The 19,397-nt window shown below is 40.0% G+C and carries 16 protein-coding genes; 8 read left to right on the top strand and 8 right to left on the bottom strand.

Features of this window, described 5'->3' with window-relative positions; translation table 11 throughout:
- Nucleotides 1-5,748 (bottom strand): beta strand repeat-containing protein (locus ACT29I_RS15040; RefSeq protein ID WP_444793850.1); only part of this gene is annotated, 5,748 nt, incomplete at its 3' end.
- A 311-nt stretch (nt 5,749-6,059) separates the two neighbouring features.
- Between ACT29I_RS15040 and ACT29I_RS15035 the strand changes: the two genes are divergently transcribed.
- From ACT29I_RS15035 to ACT29I_RS15025, 3 genes are all read left to right on the top strand, one after another.
- The gene (locus ACT29I_RS15035) at nt 6,060-6,914 is read left to right on the top strand and encodes a pyruvate, water dikinase regulatory protein (RefSeq protein WP_430933733.1); all 855 of its coding nucleotides are present in this window, start codon (nt 6,060-6,062) and stop codon (nt 6,912-6,914) included.
- A 310-nt stretch (nt 6,915-7,224) separates the two neighbouring features.
- Nucleotides 7,225-8,064 (top strand): GTP cyclohydrolase I, encoded by an 840-nt coding sequence (locus tag ACT29I_RS15030; protein ID WP_444793849.1) that lies wholly within the window; start codon nt 7,225-7,227, stop codon nt 8,062-8,064.
- 123 nt (nt 8,065-8,187) lie between these two features.
- Nucleotides 8,188-8,793, top strand: coding sequence for a 6-pyruvoyl trahydropterin synthase family protein (locus ACT29I_RS15025; protein WP_444793848.1), 606 nt, complete (start codon nt 8,188-8,190; stop codon nt 8,791-8,793).
- 139 nt (nt 8,794-8,932) lie between these two features.
- Here ACT29I_RS15025 and ACT29I_RS15020 read toward each other — a convergent pair whose 3' ends face one another.
- From ACT29I_RS15020 to trpS, 7 genes are all read right to left on the bottom strand, one after another.
- Nucleotides 8,933-9,433 (bottom strand): DUF4252 domain-containing protein, encoded by a 501-nt coding sequence (locus ACT29I_RS15020; RefSeq protein ID WP_444793847.1) that lies wholly within the window; start codon nt 9,431-9,433, stop codon nt 8,933-8,935.
- A gap of 326 nt (nt 9,434-9,759) precedes the next feature.
- Entirely contained in the window at nt 9,760-11,241 is a 1,482-nt protein-coding gene (locus tag ACT29I_RS15015) for a PspC domain-containing protein (protein ID WP_430933728.1), read from the bottom strand.
- A 10-nt stretch (nt 11,242-11,251) separates the two neighbouring features.
- The gene (locus ACT29I_RS15010) at nt 11,252-12,235 is read right to left on the bottom strand and encodes a PspC domain-containing protein (RefSeq protein ID WP_444793846.1); all 984 of its coding nucleotides are present in this window, start codon (nt 12,233-12,235) and stop codon (nt 11,252-11,254) included.
- Nucleotides 12,236-12,250: 15 nt separating this feature from the next.
- Nucleotides 12,251-12,577: a PadR family transcriptional regulator gene (locus ACT29I_RS15005; RefSeq protein ID WP_430933726.1), complete on the bottom strand. Its 327-nt coding sequence runs from the start codon at nt 12,575-12,577 to the stop codon at nt 12,251-12,253.
- A gap of 65 nt (nt 12,578-12,642) precedes the next feature.
- Nucleotides 12,643-12,855 carry a hypothetical protein gene (locus tag ACT29I_RS15000; protein ID WP_430933725.1) on the bottom strand — a complete coding sequence of 71 codons (213 nt, stop codon included), beginning with the start codon at nt 12,853-12,855 and terminating at the stop codon, nt 12,643-12,645.
- Nucleotides 12,856-13,206: 351 nt separating this feature from the next.
- The gene (locus ACT29I_RS14995) at nt 13,207-14,232 is read right to left on the bottom strand and encodes an aldo/keto reductase (RefSeq protein ID WP_430933724.1); all 1,026 of its coding nucleotides are present in this window, start codon (nt 14,230-14,232) and stop codon (nt 13,207-13,209) included.
- Between the two features lie 407 nt (nt 14,233-14,639).
- Entirely contained in the window at nt 14,640-15,725 is a 1,086-nt protein-coding gene (trpS, locus tag ACT29I_RS14990) for a tryptophan--tRNA ligase (RefSeq protein WP_430933723.1), read from the bottom strand.
- A 367-nt stretch (nt 15,726-16,092) separates the two neighbouring features.
- Between trpS and ACT29I_RS14985 the strand changes: the two genes are divergently transcribed.
- The 5 genes from ACT29I_RS14985 (at nt 16,093) to ACT29I_RS14965 (ending at nt 19,228) form a co-directional block, all read left to right on the top strand.
- Nucleotides 16,093-16,449, top strand: coding sequence for a hypothetical protein (locus ACT29I_RS14985; RefSeq protein ID WP_444793845.1), 357 nt, complete (start codon nt 16,093-16,095; stop codon nt 16,447-16,449).
- A gap of 29 nt (nt 16,450-16,478) precedes the next feature.
- Entirely contained in the window at nt 16,479-17,342 is an 864-nt protein-coding gene (locus ACT29I_RS14980; protein WP_444793844.1) for a DUF5777 family beta-barrel protein, read from the top strand.
- Between the two features lie 21 nt (nt 17,343-17,363).
- Nucleotides 17,364-17,906, top strand: a complete 543-nt coding sequence (locus tag ACT29I_RS14975) for a YceI family protein (RefSeq protein WP_430933720.1) — start codon at nt 17,364-17,366, stop codon at nt 17,904-17,906.
- Nucleotides 17,907-17,917: 11 nt separating this feature from the next.
- Nucleotides 17,918-18,364: an OB-fold protein gene (locus ACT29I_RS14970; RefSeq protein WP_444793843.1), complete on the top strand. Its 447-nt coding sequence runs from the start codon at nt 17,918-17,920 to the stop codon at nt 18,362-18,364.
- Nucleotides 18,365-18,682: 318 nt separating this feature from the next.
- The gene (locus tag ACT29I_RS14965; protein ID WP_430933717.1) at nt 18,683-19,228 is read left to right on the top strand and encodes a hypothetical protein; all 546 of its coding nucleotides are present in this window, start codon (nt 18,683-18,685) and stop codon (nt 19,226-19,228) included.
- The last annotated feature ends 169 nt before the right edge of the window (nt 19,229-19,397 follow it).

Raw genomic sequence — 19,397 nt, 5'->3', positions numbered from 1 at the left:
ATCAGAAACAGGCGTGGTATTAATCGTCAACCCATCCCCTTCCGGATCAATATCGTTCGCCAACAACGACGGACCACTTAATACCCCGTCTTCGTCAACGGAAGCCACATCATCGTTGGCTGCAGGCGCATCGTTTACCGCATCAATCGTAGCTGTGATGGTGGCGGTATTTGAAACACTTCCGTCGTTGTCGCTTACCACATAAGAGATGGCCTCAACGCCGTTCCAATCTGCATCTGGCGTAAAGGTTACCACTCCCAAGGCATCCGCAGACCATGAACCATTAGCGCTGGCAAAGGTATTCTGGACACCTGCCGTTGACGGGTCAAGGTCGACTGTTGAAACGGTGATCGTACCGTCCCCATCCGTATCGTTGGTTGTGACGTTCACCGTTCCCGGGTTATCCTCATCGGCACTTAGTGCATCATTATTGGCAACAGGCACATCGTTGATATCGTTATCTGAAATGGTTATGGTAGCTCCTTCATTATCCGTATCAATCGAAATTTCCGAATTCCCTGTCACACTTGACAAAGTTGCAATAACTGTTTCATCAGTCTCTACTATAACATCGTCACTTACCTCAACATCGATGGTTACCGAAGTTGAACCTGCCGGTATCGTCACCGTACCTGCCAAGGCTGCATAGTCAGAACCCTCTATAGCTGTTCCACTTAAGGTATAAGTTACCTCCGTATCTGTACTGCTTACCGCAGATAAAGTCACCGTATACTGACCGTCGTTACTTCCACTTTCGTCAGCTGTTGCATCGTTGGCTGTGATACTAAGCGTTGCAGAATCATTATCATTAATTGTTCCTTCTCCTTGGTTATCAAGAATAGTTGCATTTGTTGGAGATAAAAGATTAATATACATAGATTCTGATCCCTCTACTACTTCATCTTCTGTAACAACAATCACAACCGTTTTCGTTGTTTCTCCTGGAATAAATGTAAGGGTTGCAACATTAACCTGTGTGTAATCATTATTTAGTAGTGTCGCTGTGTTATCGCTCGTTTCGTAATTAACTGTTACGGTTTGCTCGGAAGAAGCATTAAGCGTTACCTCAAAGCTTAAGTTTCCACTTCCTTCAGTAACACTTGCATCATTTATGCTAACTGTTGGAATAACAGTAACATTTGAAACGGCAGGTGAAGCTCCACTACAACCATTCTCCTCATAATTTACACTTAATGAATGATTTCCTGCTGTATTCCATGTCAAGGTTACTGAATTGTCTGTAGAAGTGCCTCCTGCTGTTACTGTTGCTTCTACTGGTATTATCCAACTATAATTGGACATCCCTGAAGCTGTTGTATAAACATGATTACCAGTTCCAGCAGCTACCGAAGTTACTTCTGAAGCGAAATCCGGAATTGGTAAAGCATTAATCGTCACATAATCTGTCTTAATTTCTTCTACCGTTGCTCCATCTATAATCTCCAAAGACACTGTTTTCATTCCTTCAGAAGAATAAACAATATCGTGAGGCCCAACTCCCGTTGCAGTTGCCGGTGTTGCATTTGCTCCAAAATTCCAGCTATATGTGGTAGAACCAGTAGTTCCTTCACTTGCATTAGTATACCTTACCGTTTCTCCTGTGCATGTAGAAAGTTTATCTGCAGAAAAGTTGGCAGACAGTTCACAACCTTGAAGATTTATTACCAACTCACTCGCCGCACCGGTACAACCTTCTGAATTAGTTTCTGAAACTGTCACATCTCCATTGGTTCTTCCAAAGTCAACTGTAATCGAAGCTGTTCCGTCACCAGATACAATATTTGCATCGGCGGGCACAGTCCAGCTATAAAAAGAACCTAAGGCTGGAGAGGTTATGCTATATACAACACCCGACTGACTACAGTTTGGCGCAGCGTTACCTGTAAAACCAGGAGCTCCAGGTGTAGCAGGTTGAGTATTTACATTCAGTATTGCACTCGCATCAGACACACATCCTGCTGCATTTCTGGCTATTACCGAGTAATTGCCTGCTGCCAGACCTGTAAAGGTACCTGTTGTATTGGTATAATCAGTTCCATCAATACTGAAGTTTAAGTCAGTAACAGAAGAGCTTACCGAGATGGTTCCTGTAGCTATGGTACATGTTGGCTGAGCGGTTACACTGGCTGTTGGTACTTCTGGCGTGGGTGGATCGCTTAAGACATAAGCTCCAGCAATTACATTTGAAGTACAACTACTGATAGTAACACTAATATTGGTGTAGCTTCCTGAAGTAAGGTTATTAATTGTTAAACTTCCACTTACATCACTTACTAAATCAACAGGCCCTTGTCCTGATCCATCCATAGAATAATTAACTGAATAAGTTGTACTGTTATCCAATCCATCAATAGTGATAGAACCATCAGATCCTCCACAAGTGGATGGGTGACTCATAGCGTCAAAAGCGATAGTTGGGTTGGTGCATGAGCTAATGCTAACTGTAGGCTCTGTTGTTATTCTTGAACAAGAGCCTCCTTCATCAACAATAACAAAAAATGTTGTTTCCGATGTTAGGCTACCTGTTGAAATCGACACACCTCCTGCATCATTACCATTAACACTGGCGACAAAAGTTCCATCACTTGTGTATAAAGAGTATAGAAATGCAGAATTGGTAACATTGCTGCCGTCACCTATTTCAATGGACGCTGCATTTTCCGACTCTACTGAAGTTGGGTTTGCTTGCACAGGAAAAGCCGTAGAAGTTGAACCTCCTCCCGATAGCGTTTGAGATAGTGGAGAAACAGTTGTACATCCATTATATGTAAATTTAATATCTGTGTATTCACCATAACTCAATCCAGGTATTGTATGAGTACCTGTTGAACTGCTGGTCACCGTGAATGGAGCTCCCGTAGCATCTTCGCCATTTTTCTTAAATGTATAGGTATACTCAAGACTGTTTTCCAACCCAGAAATAACTATGGTTCCATCTGCCCCTTCACAAGAACTTGGATTGGTAGTAGATGAAATCTCAATTTCCCCCTGCGAATTCAAATAAAACGATTCCGAAGTAGATGCAAGACAATCAACTCCGGGATTAAAATAGGAAGCTTCAACCGTAAAGGTTTTAGGCGGCTCATCAGTTAGATTTACCATTTGGGAAGCTACTGTGGTAAAGTTTTTAGAGTTGCCAATATCGGAAGCCTTACTCATAAAGCTATATCCCAACTCGCTGCCATCCTTATCAACCAACCTATACAACACATTGGTTTCGGTGATATTGTCAAATGAAAAATCGCTTATGGATGTATTAGCAATATCAGTGCAAGTTTGAGTGTAAGTAATATTTGGCACTGCAGGTGTACTGATACAATTCACAATTTCAAATTCCGTAGACAAATCACTTTCGCAATTTCCGCCTACACTTTGTGTTACTTGAATTTTCCCTCCTTCATATAAATAATTATCGTCGGTATTTGGCACAGGACTTAGTGTCCATATACCTCCTGAAACCGTAGTTGCAGCACCTAATAAAATATCGTCTATATATACGTTCACATTGGTTGCAGAACCGTTACAGGTTCCGGAAATAGTTGTTGTAGTAGGAAGTATGTTAGTTGTTGTGATGGACAACTCAGAACTAGCATTTGAAGATTGTGTTCCAATGGTAATTTCATTCGACAACCCGCTTTCTGATTGGCATTCGTCATCATCAACGACTGTAGCTCTTACTGTAGTTCCGGCAGAAAGTGATAAACCCGTAATTGTCCAATCTCCTAAAGTATTAACAGTGGTTATTTGTGACTCCGCCGCACCAGAACCATTTAAAAACAAATATACAGTGGCTCCCACATTTGGAGTTGTGCCATCAGATTCCAAAGCTGTACCATAAATATAACTTGTAGTACCACATAAGCCTGGATCTGTAATAACCGGAGCGGTAGACTCCTCTGATACAGTTACTGCATTTGAGTGCAAAGAGGTGCAACCAGAAGTATAATTAACAGTAGCAGTAAGACTTGCACAAGTGTACAAACTCAAGTCAACATTGCTAAAGCTCCAACTGGTTCCTGTTGAAGCATCTTTTAAAATAGCTATCCCATTGACATATATTACTACTTCATCAGGATCATCCTCTGATCCAGTTTTTGCATAATCTACAGTAAAGTCGAGATTGCTTCCAACAATATTAGTAACTGTTATGTTTATAGTTCCATCTAAAACATTACTATTACAGCTCCCTGTTGCTGTATTACAAACTGTTGCTGTATTAGGACACAAACCATTATCAATGTCTTCCAAAGTAACCAACAAAGTACCGCAAGGTACCTTGGCACCGTTTTTATTCATATCAAACACCCAGGTTATAAGTCCATCAACATCAATTGTACCTGAGGTTGTTGGGGCATCAAACTGACCTTGTGCGGGATTAGTTTGGCTTGTTCCAACAATGCTTATGCCATTAGAAAATATATCCAGGACAGCATTTTGTGCATTTGCTAAAGTAAAGGAAGAAGTCCAGTCTGCTATTATCTCAGCTTCACCATTAGCATTAACGACAACTGATAAGGCAGGAGAATTTCCATTGCAGGTAATAGCATCAATAGTTACAGATGTACAAGCCACTCTGGATTCTGACTTTCCTGCAACCTGAGCTACAGCCACATAGGTTTCACCCGATACTGCGGCAAAAGCTGTTGAAGTCCAGTCGCCTAACCCATCACCCCTATCTGCTGATGCGGTGGCGGATGCAACCGATGCACTTAAATCAGTACTTAAATAAATATCTACAATAGCTTCAGGCTCTGAAAGGCCAACAATATTGATAGTTCCTTCGCCATAATCGCCTAAAATAGTAGGGCAATCGGTTCGCATTGGAGGAAAACCTCCATTCCCTGAAGGATCAGTAGGAACCTCACCCTCAATTAATTCCTCCCATAAACATTCAATACAACCTCCATATTGACTGTCGTCAACGCCTCCAACATCAGACAAAGAACCTTCAAAAGTACAGGTGTTTGAGGTATTCGTAGTAGCAGTCATCCTTAACAATGTGGACGTAGTAACAGGGTTACCGTTGATGTCATGCGTGGTAAAGTGACTTGTAATATCTGCAAATGGGATATAAAAATCATAAAAGTAATCCAATGTGCCATCCGAAGCAGGTCCGATTCCAGAGATAGACTTCTGGTGGTTTGAAGAAAGAGAATATGTCTGAATAACGGATCCACAACCAGTTACACCATCTATATCAATTAGGCTAACCTCATGTTTGGAGCGAAGCATGATAGCAATCTCAAAACCAGGGTTAGTGGAGTTATAATTTGGGTCATCTCCATCACCAAACTTTTGGTCTGTATCAATTAAAACGGTATAACCCTTAGCATTTGGGCGATAATCTGCTAATCGAAAACGAAAGATAAAATTATTCTCGTCATCCAAATAATAATAACTGGCAGTACCATTATCATTAATCGAGAAATCTGTAAAACCTTCGTCCGGTCCACTCCTGACATCCCCCAATGCCTCTCCGCCACCTAAAGTTGGAAAAGGCAGCATCGGTATTTCAAATTCCAGCACATCGTTCCCCGGAATAGTTATTGAAACGGCATCAGTAAATCCAATACCATCAGAAGCCTGATCAACATATCCATTTCCATCCGGGTCAAGAACTAACGTTATCCCATCACTTTTGGTACCGGAGCTTGGTTCAAAAATTAACCCAGGCGTTTGAGTCATTGCCGGAACCAAAAACATTCCGATAGCCAAACTTGCCAGAAACCTACGTAAAAATCGTCTCATAAATTATTATAATGGTTTATTATTTCACTTTTATTTCCCTACTATTTCAGGTCATTACATTGATACGAAATAACCCAATGCCAGTTGTTCAACTTCGCTGGGCATATTATTATTCATGATAAAACAATTCCTATACCGGATAAAAAGGCAAATAGTTACCTTTTTGTGATATTATTACTTATTTGAGCCTATTCTACGTCTGCAGTTACTAAATGTTGTAGGAAGATGGTAAGCAAAAAGTAAACAAGAAAAGTTTTGATATTTGTTTGCTTACAAACATTATTTATATCTTAATGCAAAAATCTACAGATATGGAAAACAAACCAAACATGCCGCCTATCTTCATTGTATCTGGTGGTAAGGGAGTTGCAGGGCATACACTGGTTGAATCTATGCTGATTCAATACCCAGACCATAAAATACCCGTGGTTATTGAGCCCGAAGTGAGCACACAGGAACAAATTGACAAGATTACGGACAAGGTTATCGAAAAAAATGGTGTGATCGCACATACCATGGTCGACCATGTGGCACGGAGAAAACTTATTGACACCTGCGAACAAAAAGAAATCAGGCACTTTGACCTGGTGGGCAACATGAGCGACTACCTCGATACCGTTCTGGATATGAAACCTGTTGAGCAACCAGGTCTTTTCAGACTAAGGGATATGGAATATTATCGCCGGGTTCGCGCCATTGAGTTTACGATGATGCACGATGACGGTCAGCACACCGACAAAATAGCTACCGCAGATATTGTGCTGGCCGGTGTATCGCGCACAGGGAAAACCCCACTAAGCATTTACCTGGCCATGTTTGGTTGGAAAGTCGCCAATGTACCTATCGTTCCCGGCACACCGGTGCCCGAAACATTGTTTCAAATTGATCCTAAACGCGTGTTCGGCTTAACCATTAGCATGGCATATCTGATTGCGCAACGAAGCAGCAGGGTTAGTCGTATTCACATGAATCCTGATACGGATTATGTAGATAGACGAAAAGTGCGGATGGAACTTGACTATGCAGCTAATCTTTACAAAAAAGGAAACTTTACAGTCTTAAATATCACCAATAAACCTATAGAATACACCGCCAACGAAATACTGACTATTTTAACCGAACGTTTCGGCAGCAAAAAATGGAAGTTAGACGAAGAACACCATTGAGCGAACAAAAAACATCGGCGATATTTGATGATTTGCAGATTCCTAAAATGGTTTCCTCAAACAAAACCAGTGCAAAAAGAGGTTACTTAAAACCAAAGTGACCTCTTGGTTTTAACCGTTTTTTAACACTATCGCCACCTTTTTGCAAACAGCTGACCATCAGCCTATTCTCATGTCATATAGTTTTTTAGCATGAATAACGTTTAATTTATTTACATTACACTTAAACAATGTGTGTGTTTTCAAGTTTTATATAAGAAACAATACAGCGCTGTTAGAGTTATATTATATGAATTAAAACACTTTTGTTATGAAAGAAGTAGTTGTAAAAACAGGTAAAAAAAATCCTTCGGACTACATTGAGCGGGCAAAAGATTTGCGGTCTGAGAATGAAGGACAATTCGATTACTTGAAAGATTTTGTGGTTAAAAGATTTGAACAAAAGTTTCCTGACAAGGACTTTTTAACTTCCTGGATAGAATATAACCATTTACAAGATTTTAAAATTTCCGACAATGTAGAAGCCGTAGGTGGCATTTCTGAACAGGCCCACTACATCATGAGGGTGATTACGGAATACCATATCAACCAAGCCTTTAAGGCGATGAAAATAGATATGAAGGACCCTAACGTAGGCGGTGAAAAAGGAACGCCGTACAGGGTAGCTAAAATGTATTGTGGCGATAACCTAAATGACGATTCGGAACTTTTATCCGGCAGATGGTCGAAAAGGCCGGATATGGCCAGTTTCCCAAATGAGAGCGGTCAAAAATATCCCATTACCAAACGGGTAGATATTGTTTCGGTATGCTCGCATCATACCGCCCCTTTCAGCACCTTATTCAGGGACGGATCGTATGCCGTGATTAGTTACATTCCTGACGATAAGGTTTTGGGGATTTCAAAACTGCAACGAATTGTGGATTGGGTTTCGCGAAGGGGACACCTGCAAGAGAACCTGACCAAGATGATTTACGACGAAGTAAGCACAGCCGCCGAAACAGAATCAGTTTATGTAAAGCTGAGCGGACTGGTGCATACTTGTGAATCGCTCAGGGGTACTCAAAGCAATGAAGGAGCTTTTACAAGCGAATATTATGGTGGCGGCTTTACCGATTATGAATTAAGACGGGAGGTAAGCAGTCAATAGTGAACAGCCTTCAGTCGACACCGGGCGAATTACAAGATGCAGGTTACGGGGTGCAGGTATTAGCAAATAAGCAATCATCGGCGCAACATCGACAAACAATCAACTTAACGAATAAACATTAAAATGATAATAAGAAAAAAATTTAAGTTCGAGGGTGCACATATCGTGAGGGACTGCTCAAGCGACAGATGCAAAAAGTCGTTACATGGACACAGTTATGTGGTTGAAGTATTTTTGACATCCAACAAACTGGATTTTGGGCAAATGATTTACGATTTTGGACTGACCAAAGGCACCATCAAAGATATTATTGACAGCTTTGACCATGCATACGCCATGTGGAACAAAGAAAGCGACCACTTTAAATCTTTTATCAAGGCCAATAGCGATCGGTATATTATAATGCCGGTAAGCCCTTCGGCAGAATGCTTTTCGCTAGCCCTGCTTTTTATGATTGACAAGATTCTGCAAGCCACTGCATTCAAAAATGGCGAAGGTGAGGTGAGCGTTAAGTCCGTTAGGGTTCACGAAACAGAAACGGGTTATGCCGAGGCCTTTAGGGATGACCTGGAATGGTTCAGGTTTTCGCTGGAGGATATAGTTTTTAGCCCGGCCATAAAAGACGAATGGAACGATCCTGAGATGTACGATAAGCTAACGTCCTTCCACAGCAAAAAATCCGGGACTAAACCATTTGTGAATCCAATTGCGGAAAGAAAATTTGAGTAGATCTAGTTGTAGATTGTTGGATTATGGATAAGGTGCAAAGCTTAAATAAAATACTTTGCACTTTTTTATTATATCCATTACATGTCCGGCCGGGCTCATATTGTTTGCTCAAAAAGGTTGACGCATCAATTTAGGGAATTTAATCTTTATACTCCTCCATCTTTTCCTTTAACTTATCCACATCATCCATTTTAAAGTTGCCAAAAAACGAAAGCAATACTCCATTTTTATCTCCCTGGAAAATAACATGACACTCGTACACCTTTCGGCCTCTGCGATGAACCCACACCTCAGAATCTTCGTCCTTATCCTCATCCTCGACCAAGCTGTATTTGCCTTTTTCCATATATTTACGTACCTGATCCTTGAAACTTTTATCCGGCACAACCTCGGGCTTAAACAATACTAATTTCACTTCGTTAAGATCCCCGGATATATTGTGTCCCTCACCATTTTCCTCGTCTTCAATATCAAAATCAACAAAGTCGAGCAGATTTTTGGAGAACGAGATATAGGTCACTTCATCCCGGCCCCGGAAATCACCAAACATCTTTTCCGCAATTTTTTGTTGCGAAAAGATGGATAAACTGTTAATACCAATTAACAATACGACAATAGATATTCTTGTTAAGTTTTTCATAATTATTGATTATCGGTTGTTTAACCCGCAATATGCATTAGAAATTCTATTACACATTGAAATTACTTTAAAACAAGACACTTCGTTGCATCGCTTCAACTCACCAGAACGATGAAAACCTAGTAAGATTGTACTTGCAATGCTCATGACGAACCTCCAATACATAATCCGGGTTTAACCCGGAAATTTTATAAGAATTTCCTTAATCTCACAGTGACCAGGTTTCGTTGCCGATTATGATATCCAAAATTGGACGCCGCTATATCGGGGTAACGCGCGTTTGCATTCTTGTTGATAAATATGATGAATAATACGAGTTAGTTTGATTAATCCAGTCTATTATTAACCACCCACTCCAATTCATCATCCACCTCAACATTCACACCTTCCGGAACCACCACCACTACTCGCAACCTTTGATCCCTTATTTTACTTTCTTCGTTGAGGGTAAAAACCGGGTCAATATTCAAAACCGAATCGCGAAGCATCCAAAAGAATTCGATATCCCGACAATTGTCTTGTGCTTGTGAAATGGATTTTCCTTTAGCCGTTTTTTTAATGTCGATGGAAAAATCATCGCCTCTTACCAGCTCTATTCTTGGTCGGCCTTGCACAAAAAGTTTACTGTCGGCCTGATAGATATCCAAACGGTTCACATCGAATAAATGTTCCTGATACTCCGGGATGTTTGTCGCTAAGTTGGCTTTTAGGTAGATGGTACTATCCTGTGGCAATTCCAGCTTTTCTTTTTTGTATACGTCTTCCGTCACACTGAATTCCCTGGCTACCCTGGCCGAAGCATAAAACACCAGTATCAAACCTGCAATCCAGAGCACCAACGAAGACAAACCAACAATTCTAGTATTAGACTTGAAACGGAACACCATTTTGAATCCCAGATAAAACAAGGCGATAAGCGGTATACAAGTAACCAAGACCAAACCTATGCTTCCTATTATCATATCTTCGGATCCCATAAACAGTGCCGGTAGAGAAGTTACATAATGACCCATTCCCGAAAAATCCATTAAGGTAAACCCAAAGGTAAAGGCCAGAATAAGGGACACCAAGGCGATTAGGGTCACAAACATCACGAGAACCCCAATGACGGACGCCAATACCCGCACCGTTGTTCTAAGCGCATCCCCCATCACATCTGTACCCTTGGAAAAAGAACCCGAAAAGTCTTTATAGGCCTTTGACTTTTTGAACTTTTCCGTTACTTCCTGATATTCGTTTCTCAGGTTTTGCTCCCAACTCTCATAACCTGCAGGCCCTTTCATTTCCAGTTTTTGGGTGATGGTTAATGCTTTAGGCATCACGATCCATAAAACAATGTACACTGGTAGAGATGCGCCATAAAGAATAAATGCCAAAAGAAAAATAATACGGAATACCAGCGGGTCCATATCAAAATAAGCCCCCAAGCCACCACAAACGCCGCCTAAAACACGGTTTTCAGGATCACGGTACAGTCTTTTCTTGTATAACGGAGACCCCGGCATGGCAGAATAATCGCTGTTCGATTTCTTTTCAGGCTCCTCCTCATCGGCAATCTCTTGCGGTTCACCAATAGTCGTGATCACTTCCTCCACTTCCTTGAGCGTTATCACCTGTTCTGCCGATTTCTTTTTACCACTAAACAGTTCTGCAATACGTGCCTCAATATCGCTTACAATCTCCTTGGCTTCCTCCTTATCCGAGAAGCTACTTTCGATTTTTCGCAAGTATTGGTTCAGCTTTTCATATGCATCTTCATCGATATGAAAAGCAAAACCATTCAGATTTATATATAATGTCTTCTTCATTTTTCAGATTTTAAACAATTACCAAAGGGTTAGCAAACATAAATACACTTCCGAAAAAGAAGCCAATTATCTTGACGCCCATAATAGCCAAAAACAGAAACGCAATAAGATAAACAATGATTTTAAATAAGGATTTGAACACAAAACCAATTACCAATAGTATCAAAATCATTACAAATATGCCCGGAAATTGCAGGAAGGGTATATGACCAAACTGATGGTTCACCTGATGTATAAAGTTTGGATGGAACATATCGAAATGAATCATATTACCCAAAAAAAACAGGGCACCAACAACAGCTACAACTATCAGAACTGTTTTATCACCTTTTGAAAATCTGGCCCACCAGCTTTCACTTTTTTTGTAGGCCTTTGAATCACGAACTTTGCTAAAGCGCTGTTTTACATCTTCAAATTCCTTACGTATCGCTTTTTCAATATTACTTATGGTTACGTTCTCGCCCCGCATTTCAAGCTTTTGAGCTGTCGTAATAGCTGCCGGAACCACTATCCAAAGAATGATATATATTGGAATGGTAATTCCCAACCCGAAAAATATAAGTAAGGCAAAAATAATTCGAACAATAACCGGATCCATGTTTAAATAAGCACCTATACCACCGCAAACCCCGCCCAACACTCTGCCTTCCACATCTCTGAACAATCGCTTACTGGCTCTACCGTACGTGTATTTTTCATATTCCTGCTTTGGTCCTTTGCTTTCTTCTCCTTCTTCGTAAAAATCTTCGGGCTGTCCCATCATTCCAATCACCTCTTCCACCATTCCCAGTGTTACCACTCCCGATTTACCGGAAATTCTTTCTCCTAAAAGCTCTGCAATCCTGCTTTCTATATCATTGATAATCTCCTGCCCTTCGTCTTGCTGCTTAAAATAGTGCTCAAGCCTGTCGAGATATTCTCTCAAACGTGCAAAAGCATCATCATCGATGTAAAAAACTCTGCCGCTTAAATTAATGTTAACTGTTTTTTTCATGATTTTCTGTTTTTGCTAGTTATTATTAATCACCTCAACGGCATCTACCAATTCCTTCCACGACGCATCCAGTTCTCCTAAAAAACCCTTACCCTTTTCGGTCAGCTCATAGTACTTTCGCGGAGGACCTTGTGTTGATTCTTCCCACCGATAGGTCAACAGTTCCGCATTTTTCAATCTGGTCAACAACGGATATAATGTGCCTTCCACCACTATCATCCTGGCTTCCTTAAGCTCGTTGATGATGTCGGAAGCGTATTTATCGCTGCGCGAAAGAATGGAGAGTATGCAATACTCAAGAATTCCCTTCCTCATTTGCGCTTTTGTATTTTCTACCTTCATATCTTATCCTCCTGTTATAGCCAGCAAACCGCAAAACCGGCTGCTCAACTTATTGTCCTGTTCTTCTATAATCTTATAGTCAATTCCCTGCCTATGGAAAAATTTACCGAAATATTGCTGCTATCAAAACATTCATCTATCGGAATAGCATCTGCATCTATTTCGTTTCCGTAAGAATCATTAATATAATCTCCTGCAGGTAGCACCGGAACCATCAACATCGATACTAAAATCGCTGCCGTAAACATTATCACCACTTTTTTTCCGGATGTTTTCATCTCATAATAATTTATAATACCTGTTTATACATTGAATATGGTATTACAAATATATAGCTTTTACTTAGTACTATGCAATACCTACTACTATATTTTTTTATATTTTTTTGAAAAAAACTTCTTAACGCCTGTTCTATTGTTAGTTAGACGTATGTAAAATTTCATGATATTTTTACGTAGTTATCATAACTCATACCTACCACTTAAATTTTTATAGTTAAACCCAAAAAAAAGCCGGGATAATCTTCCCGGCTCATCATTTTTTGCTAAAATCTATGCTAGCATATATTTAAATTAACTTTCCAAGTTTTACACCCTTGACGTTTAAAACCCATGCCATATTAATTTGCGTTAAGACATTAAGGTATAATCTCTGTCCTTTTTATAATATTCCACTTTTTTCAACAGTGGATAGTCTGTTATTTTTGCGATTAGTTTCTGTCGGTATTCTTCGTTCACTTTACCCATCCTCGTTACAAAATCAATTTTTTCGTTAAGCATATCCACATTATCGGGACCTACAATTAGTGAACTGATCGGCATTGTCCAGGCAAACTGAATAGCTTCTTCTACACTTATGTAATCAGGAATCAAAGGGGATTCGATATTCCATATTTCCTTGCCGAAGCGCACTTTGTTCTTAAAGAAACGACCGTCCGCCAATGATTTCATACCCAACACACCCATGTTATGCTTATTTAAACTAGGTAATACGTGCTGAATAAAACTGGGATTGCTGTAGGCATCAATAACATTAATGGGCATTTGAGCAGTTGAAAACAGACCGCTATTTCCGGTTTGTTCCAACATTCGTAACATAGCCCTGGGACTATTGTGACATGTAAAACCGGCATATCGGATTTTCTTTTCCTTTAAAGCCTCCTCTACGGCTTTTAAAACACCATTCTTTATTCTATTATCTACATCAATAGGATCTTTTAAACTATGCAGTTGCCAAAGGTCCACCTGATCTATTTTCATTCTGGTAAGCGATCGCTCCAATTCCTCTTTGGCAGTGCGATAATCACCGGCCCCTGTTTTGGTCATGATAAACACGTCATCCCTGAACTTTGGCGTTAAAAATTTACCATATCGCACTTCAGACTCACCTTTCCAATAATTATGTGCATTATCAAAGAAACGAATCCCCTTTTCAATAGCGGTTTCAATTATTCTTTGGGCCTCCTGCTCTGGTGGCTGACCAATATGAAAACCACCCAGACCGAGCATGGTAACATTTTCCCCGGTATTGCCCAGCTTACGCAAAGGCAACAATTCTCCATATTTATCTTCTCTTTTGGCATGAACTGCTATAGGAACTGCCAAGCCCGCACTTAGCAAAGCCATTTTCAATAAAAACTCACGACGTGATTGCATAGTTTATTTCTTTTGCTTCAATTTCGTTATAAATTACGAATAGTAGTCTAAATATCAAAGCAATAAACCAAAATCCTAGCGTCACAACTTACCTTCTACCCAATGACCATCTTCGCCCAACTGTCTAATCATATTATTATTCCGACAAAGTGTTTCGACTTGTAATAACAATTTACCGAGATCTGCCATCATTACCTAAAACAAAAACGGCCATAGGGAACCCCCATGGCCGTTTTTTTTGATATTTTATTTTTGTTGCGGAAAGCTGTCATGAACTTTAATACATCCACAGGTAGCCGCCTTTTCAAATCTTCACCTAAGTTACTATTTCCTTTTGTAGAGAACGAAACACCTTTCTTTCGAAAGATGCTGATAATATTTCTATAACCAAATACCTGTAGCGATTATTATAATTCCATATTCATAGCCTTTCGTACTTCACACAATGTTTCAATGGCAACTTCTCGAGCTTTACCTATTCCTTTTTCCAAAATTTCTTTAACAAATGCCTTGTCATTTTCCAGCTGTGTTCTCCTAATTCTTATTTCCTTTAAATGACTATTTAGTGCTTCTGATGTAATTTGTTTTAATTTGCCTGATCCCTGCCCGCCAATTTCAGCTGCAATACTTTCCGGAGATTGATTTAGGCACAATCCACAAATTCGCAGCAGATTAGCCACTTCAGGTCTGTTGATTGGATCATATTCGATAAATCGTTCCGAATCTGTTTTTGCGGACTTAATTAATTTATTGGTCTCATCTTCCGTCGATTTAATCATAATGGTGTTATTCCGGCTTTTACTCATTTTCTGAAAACCATCTAACCCTAATATCACCGGCACTTCACTAAGCAAACCTACAGGTTCTCTGAAAACCCTTGATTTGAATTTTTTGTTAAACCGTTTCGCAATACTTCTTGTCATCTCGATATGAGGCAATTGATCTTTACCAACGGGAACAACATCACTTTTACAGAATAAAATATCAGCAGCCTGATGAACGGGATACGTGTACATGCCTGCATTAATAATACTTTGACCAGATGCGGCAATTTCCTCCTTAATGGTAGGGTTCCTGTTTAATTCGGCATTAGATACCAGAGATAAAAAAGGAATAGTCAACTGATTTAACTCGGGAATATGGCTATGCGGAAAAATATATGTGTTATTTTTTAACGGGTTTAATCCACATGCCAAATAATCTATTGTAAGCTCGCTTACGTATTTCGAGATATCTTTAAAAACATCTCTATCTGTTAATACCTGATAATCTGCAATTAAAATATATGTCTCCACACCCAACTCTTGCAACCGAACTCTATTTTGCAAAGAACCAAAATAATGTCCGATATGCAGGTTACCGGTAGGTCTATCCCCGGTTAAAACTCTGTGTTTATGCGGATTTAGTTGTAAATCTTTATTTAACTCATCACTTCTTTTTTCTGCTATATCAAATGATGAATAATTAATCTCCTTTTCACTTAATTCAGTCATTTCTTTTTAATAAAAAAGTTAAAATAATTTTATTTTTCAGTATCGCATTAAGAGTGAATCTGACAACACCCGGTACGTGCAATATAAAATGTTTTATTTGACCTTACACAGACAAGCATATTATACGGCTTCTATCAAAGACATCCTATCTTATACAAAAGAATACACTCCCCCTATTTTGACCGACAAAAGTCGCATTTTTTTCTGAGAACATCATGTATCATGGGAATTATTTATAAATAAATCCAATCTATCGGTGTATGCCTATTCATTTTATAGGATATATTCATATTTTTTTTCCATCAACCTGTAAGGCTGCAGAGATAAACCGACTAATGAGCTGTAAACAAAATAATACCAGCACAATATGAAGTACACAGCCCCATTTATCTTTGCCATAACAATAGCGCTGACTTCCTGTGTCAGCGATAACCAAGAAGACTTCTACAAATCCGTTGAATGTGACACGTCGGATGTTACATTCAACGGCACCATCGATGCTATCCTTGACAGAAATTGCAAATCATGTCATTTTACAGGCAACGGAACCGGCGTAACATTAGTTAGCTACAGCGATATAAAAACACATGTGGACAATGGAAGGCTTATGGGGGCCATCAAACATCAACCGGGCTACAGCCCAATGCCACAAGGAGGTAAGCTGGATGATTGTACTATTGCAAAACTCGATGCCTGGATCAGCGACGGAGCACCCAACAACTAACCCATTAATTCATCTGAAAAAACAATACTATGAAGACATTACTCCCGATATTTGTTGTATTTATTTTTCCATTGTACATTATTGGCCAAAATGAACCGGACGACATAGATAATTTGTTGGGTGAACAGAGCACAATTGTCTCCAGTACCTTTAAATCCTCGCGGATCATAAACGGACATTCCATTGAACAACCTGCCAAGGGTGAATTAGAATTTAGGATATCGCACCGTTTCGGAAAGCTGAACACGGGTTCGTACGAACTATGGGGGCTCGATCAGGCAACTATCCATTTTAGTTTAGAATATAGTCCTGCGGATTTTTTAACTTTAGCTATAGGACGAAGCAGTTACCGCAAAACCTTTGACGGCCATGTTAAAGCCGCCATACTCAAACAGCAGCAAGGCATCCCCTTGTTCCTTTCGTATTTGGCATCAGCCGAAATTGTTACCCTTAAAAATGAACTGCCCGATTTCCGGTTTAAACACAAGCTAGCCTATGTGCATCAATTTTTACTTGCACGTAAGTTTTCGAAACAATTCAGTGTACAACTAAGCCCTACACTGGTTCATAAAAACCTGGTGACCGAAAATGATATGGACAACAATCTTTTGTCTTTGGGAATTGGCGCCCGATACAAACTGACCAAGCGATTAAGCGTGAATGCAGAAACTTTCCTGACTGACTTTGGCCAGGCTCCCGGGAATGTAAAATATTACAGCCCAATTGCATTCGGCATTGACCTGGAAACGGGGGGACATGTTTTTCAGATCATGGTAACCAATAGTTTGCCTATGCGGGAGGTAGGTTTCATTAGCGAAACTACCGGCGACTTTTTTAACGGCGATATTCACCTGGGGTTTAATATCTCCCGAACATTTAATCTTCATAAGTAATCCTTTTTAAAATCTAAGGTTATGAAAACTATGCTGCTGCTTGCCTTATCCTTTTCCATATTTTCCGTAAATGCCCAAAAGTATTTCACCCGGACGGGAAATGTTATTTTTTTCTCACATGCCCCAATGGAGGATATAAAAGCTGAAAATTCTCAGGTGGCAGCCATTCTTAACGGTGAAGATGGAAGTTTAACCTTTGCGCTTCTTATAAAATCGTTTGAATTTGAAAAGGCCTTGATGCAGGAACACTTTAACGAAAACTATCTGGAATCGGACGACTTCCCCAAGGCCAACTTTAAGGGTGAAATAATTGATTTCTCGCGTGACATGTTGCAATCGGGTAAAAATTCCGAGGTCAGCATATCCGGTCAACTTACCATTCATGGGGTTACGCAAAACATCGAGACATTGGCCAATTTAGCAGCAAACGAGGATGGGGTAAGAGGCACTGCCCAATTTATTGTAAAGCCGGAAGATTACAATATAAAAATACCGAAAGCAGTCAGAAACAATATAGCCAAAGAAATAGAAGTCACCGTTACGGTGGACTTGAAACCGCGTTAAATTATTTTGTTATGAACAAGAAAAGGATATTAATCCTGTTTGCAGGAGTAATGCTTGCCGTTGCTGTTATTGGTTTCTACCAATTTAACAAACCGCACAAAAATTACGAGAAAGCCAAGGTTGAGGTTACCATTTCCGCCAATCTGCTGCACGATACATTTAACAGCGACGAACAAAAAGCCAACCGGGAATACCTCAACAAGATTATTGAGGTATCGGGTCAACCAGTATCATACGATCACAATGCCAACGGGTCTGTAACCATTTGCCTCGAAGATGAATTCATGGGGGTTTCCTGCACGTTTGACTCCTTGTATGTGGTCAAAAACTACGAAAGGTTTAAATGGGCCCAAAAGGCAGAATTATTAAAAATTAAAGGAAGATGCGACGGCTTCCTGACTGACGTTAGGCTTTCGAAATGTTCTTTTATACCGATGACTCATCAAAATGCGCCTTAATACGCTTCACCTTTAAAGTCGCTTTGATGATGCACCGGCATTTAATTGCGAAAGTTCCGGGACACACTATTGTAGTAAGCAAAAGATTAATCATCACTTTTTGTCATACAATGGGCATACCCTCTCAGTATTTATTAAAACCGATTTATTAACCATTACAACCACAGTTACATGAAACGAGCCATACCAATTTCTTTCTCGAACCATGAAGTAATTTAAGTGGCTGGTTGCATCGAAATGAGCTTGCGAATTCTATCGGATACCAATGTAATTAACGATGGAACGAGATTTCTGTATATACATTTAAATGAGAATGAGATGAAAACAAAAGACGTACTTAAATGGATGGCCATGTTTCTGGCCATAGGCCTCTTAGCAGGCTGTGAAAGTGAAAGTGACAATGACGACAATGAGGGTCCTGATGAGATATTGATTACACAATCTCAGTTGAACAATGCCACCGATATGATTGGTGATTTTACGGGTGGCACATTTGCACATGGCGGTCCAAGCGGCACTACAGGTGATGAAACTATCCGTGAAGTATATGCTTCTTTGGCAAGCCTAAGCGAAACAGTTGCGCCCGGCACCATTGTGACCAAAAATACCTTTGCCAGGGAACCGGACGGCAGCACGGGGGATTTGTATGTATCATTTGTAATGGTAAAACGTGAGTCCGGTTTCGATACAACCAATAAGGATTGGGAGTTTATGCAAATTCCATTTGATGCCTCCAATGATTATGGTATAAATCCGTTTGGAATGTTACCTGCTGTCGGAGCCGGCAACCGGGGTTCTCTGGCTGGTTGCATAGGATGCCATAGCGGTGCAGGTGGAGGAGACTATTTATTTGTAAACGATTAAATATCTAACCATAAGTTACACGGTTTTTACATATCTCTTTCAGATATACCCTTTGACTACTTTAGTTAAACCCGCAATATGCATTAGAAATTCTATTGCACATTGAAATTACTTTAAAACAAGACACTTCGTTGCATCAACTCACCAGAACGATGCTCCCGAAAGTAAT

Source organism: Saccharicrinis sp. GN24d3 (assembly GCF_052400645.1).
In the GTDB taxonomy this organism is placed as follows: Bacteria; Bacteroidota; Bacteroidia; order Bacteroidales; family Marinilabiliaceae; genus Saccharicrinis.
This window is presented reverse-complemented; position numbering and strand designations above follow the sequence as displayed.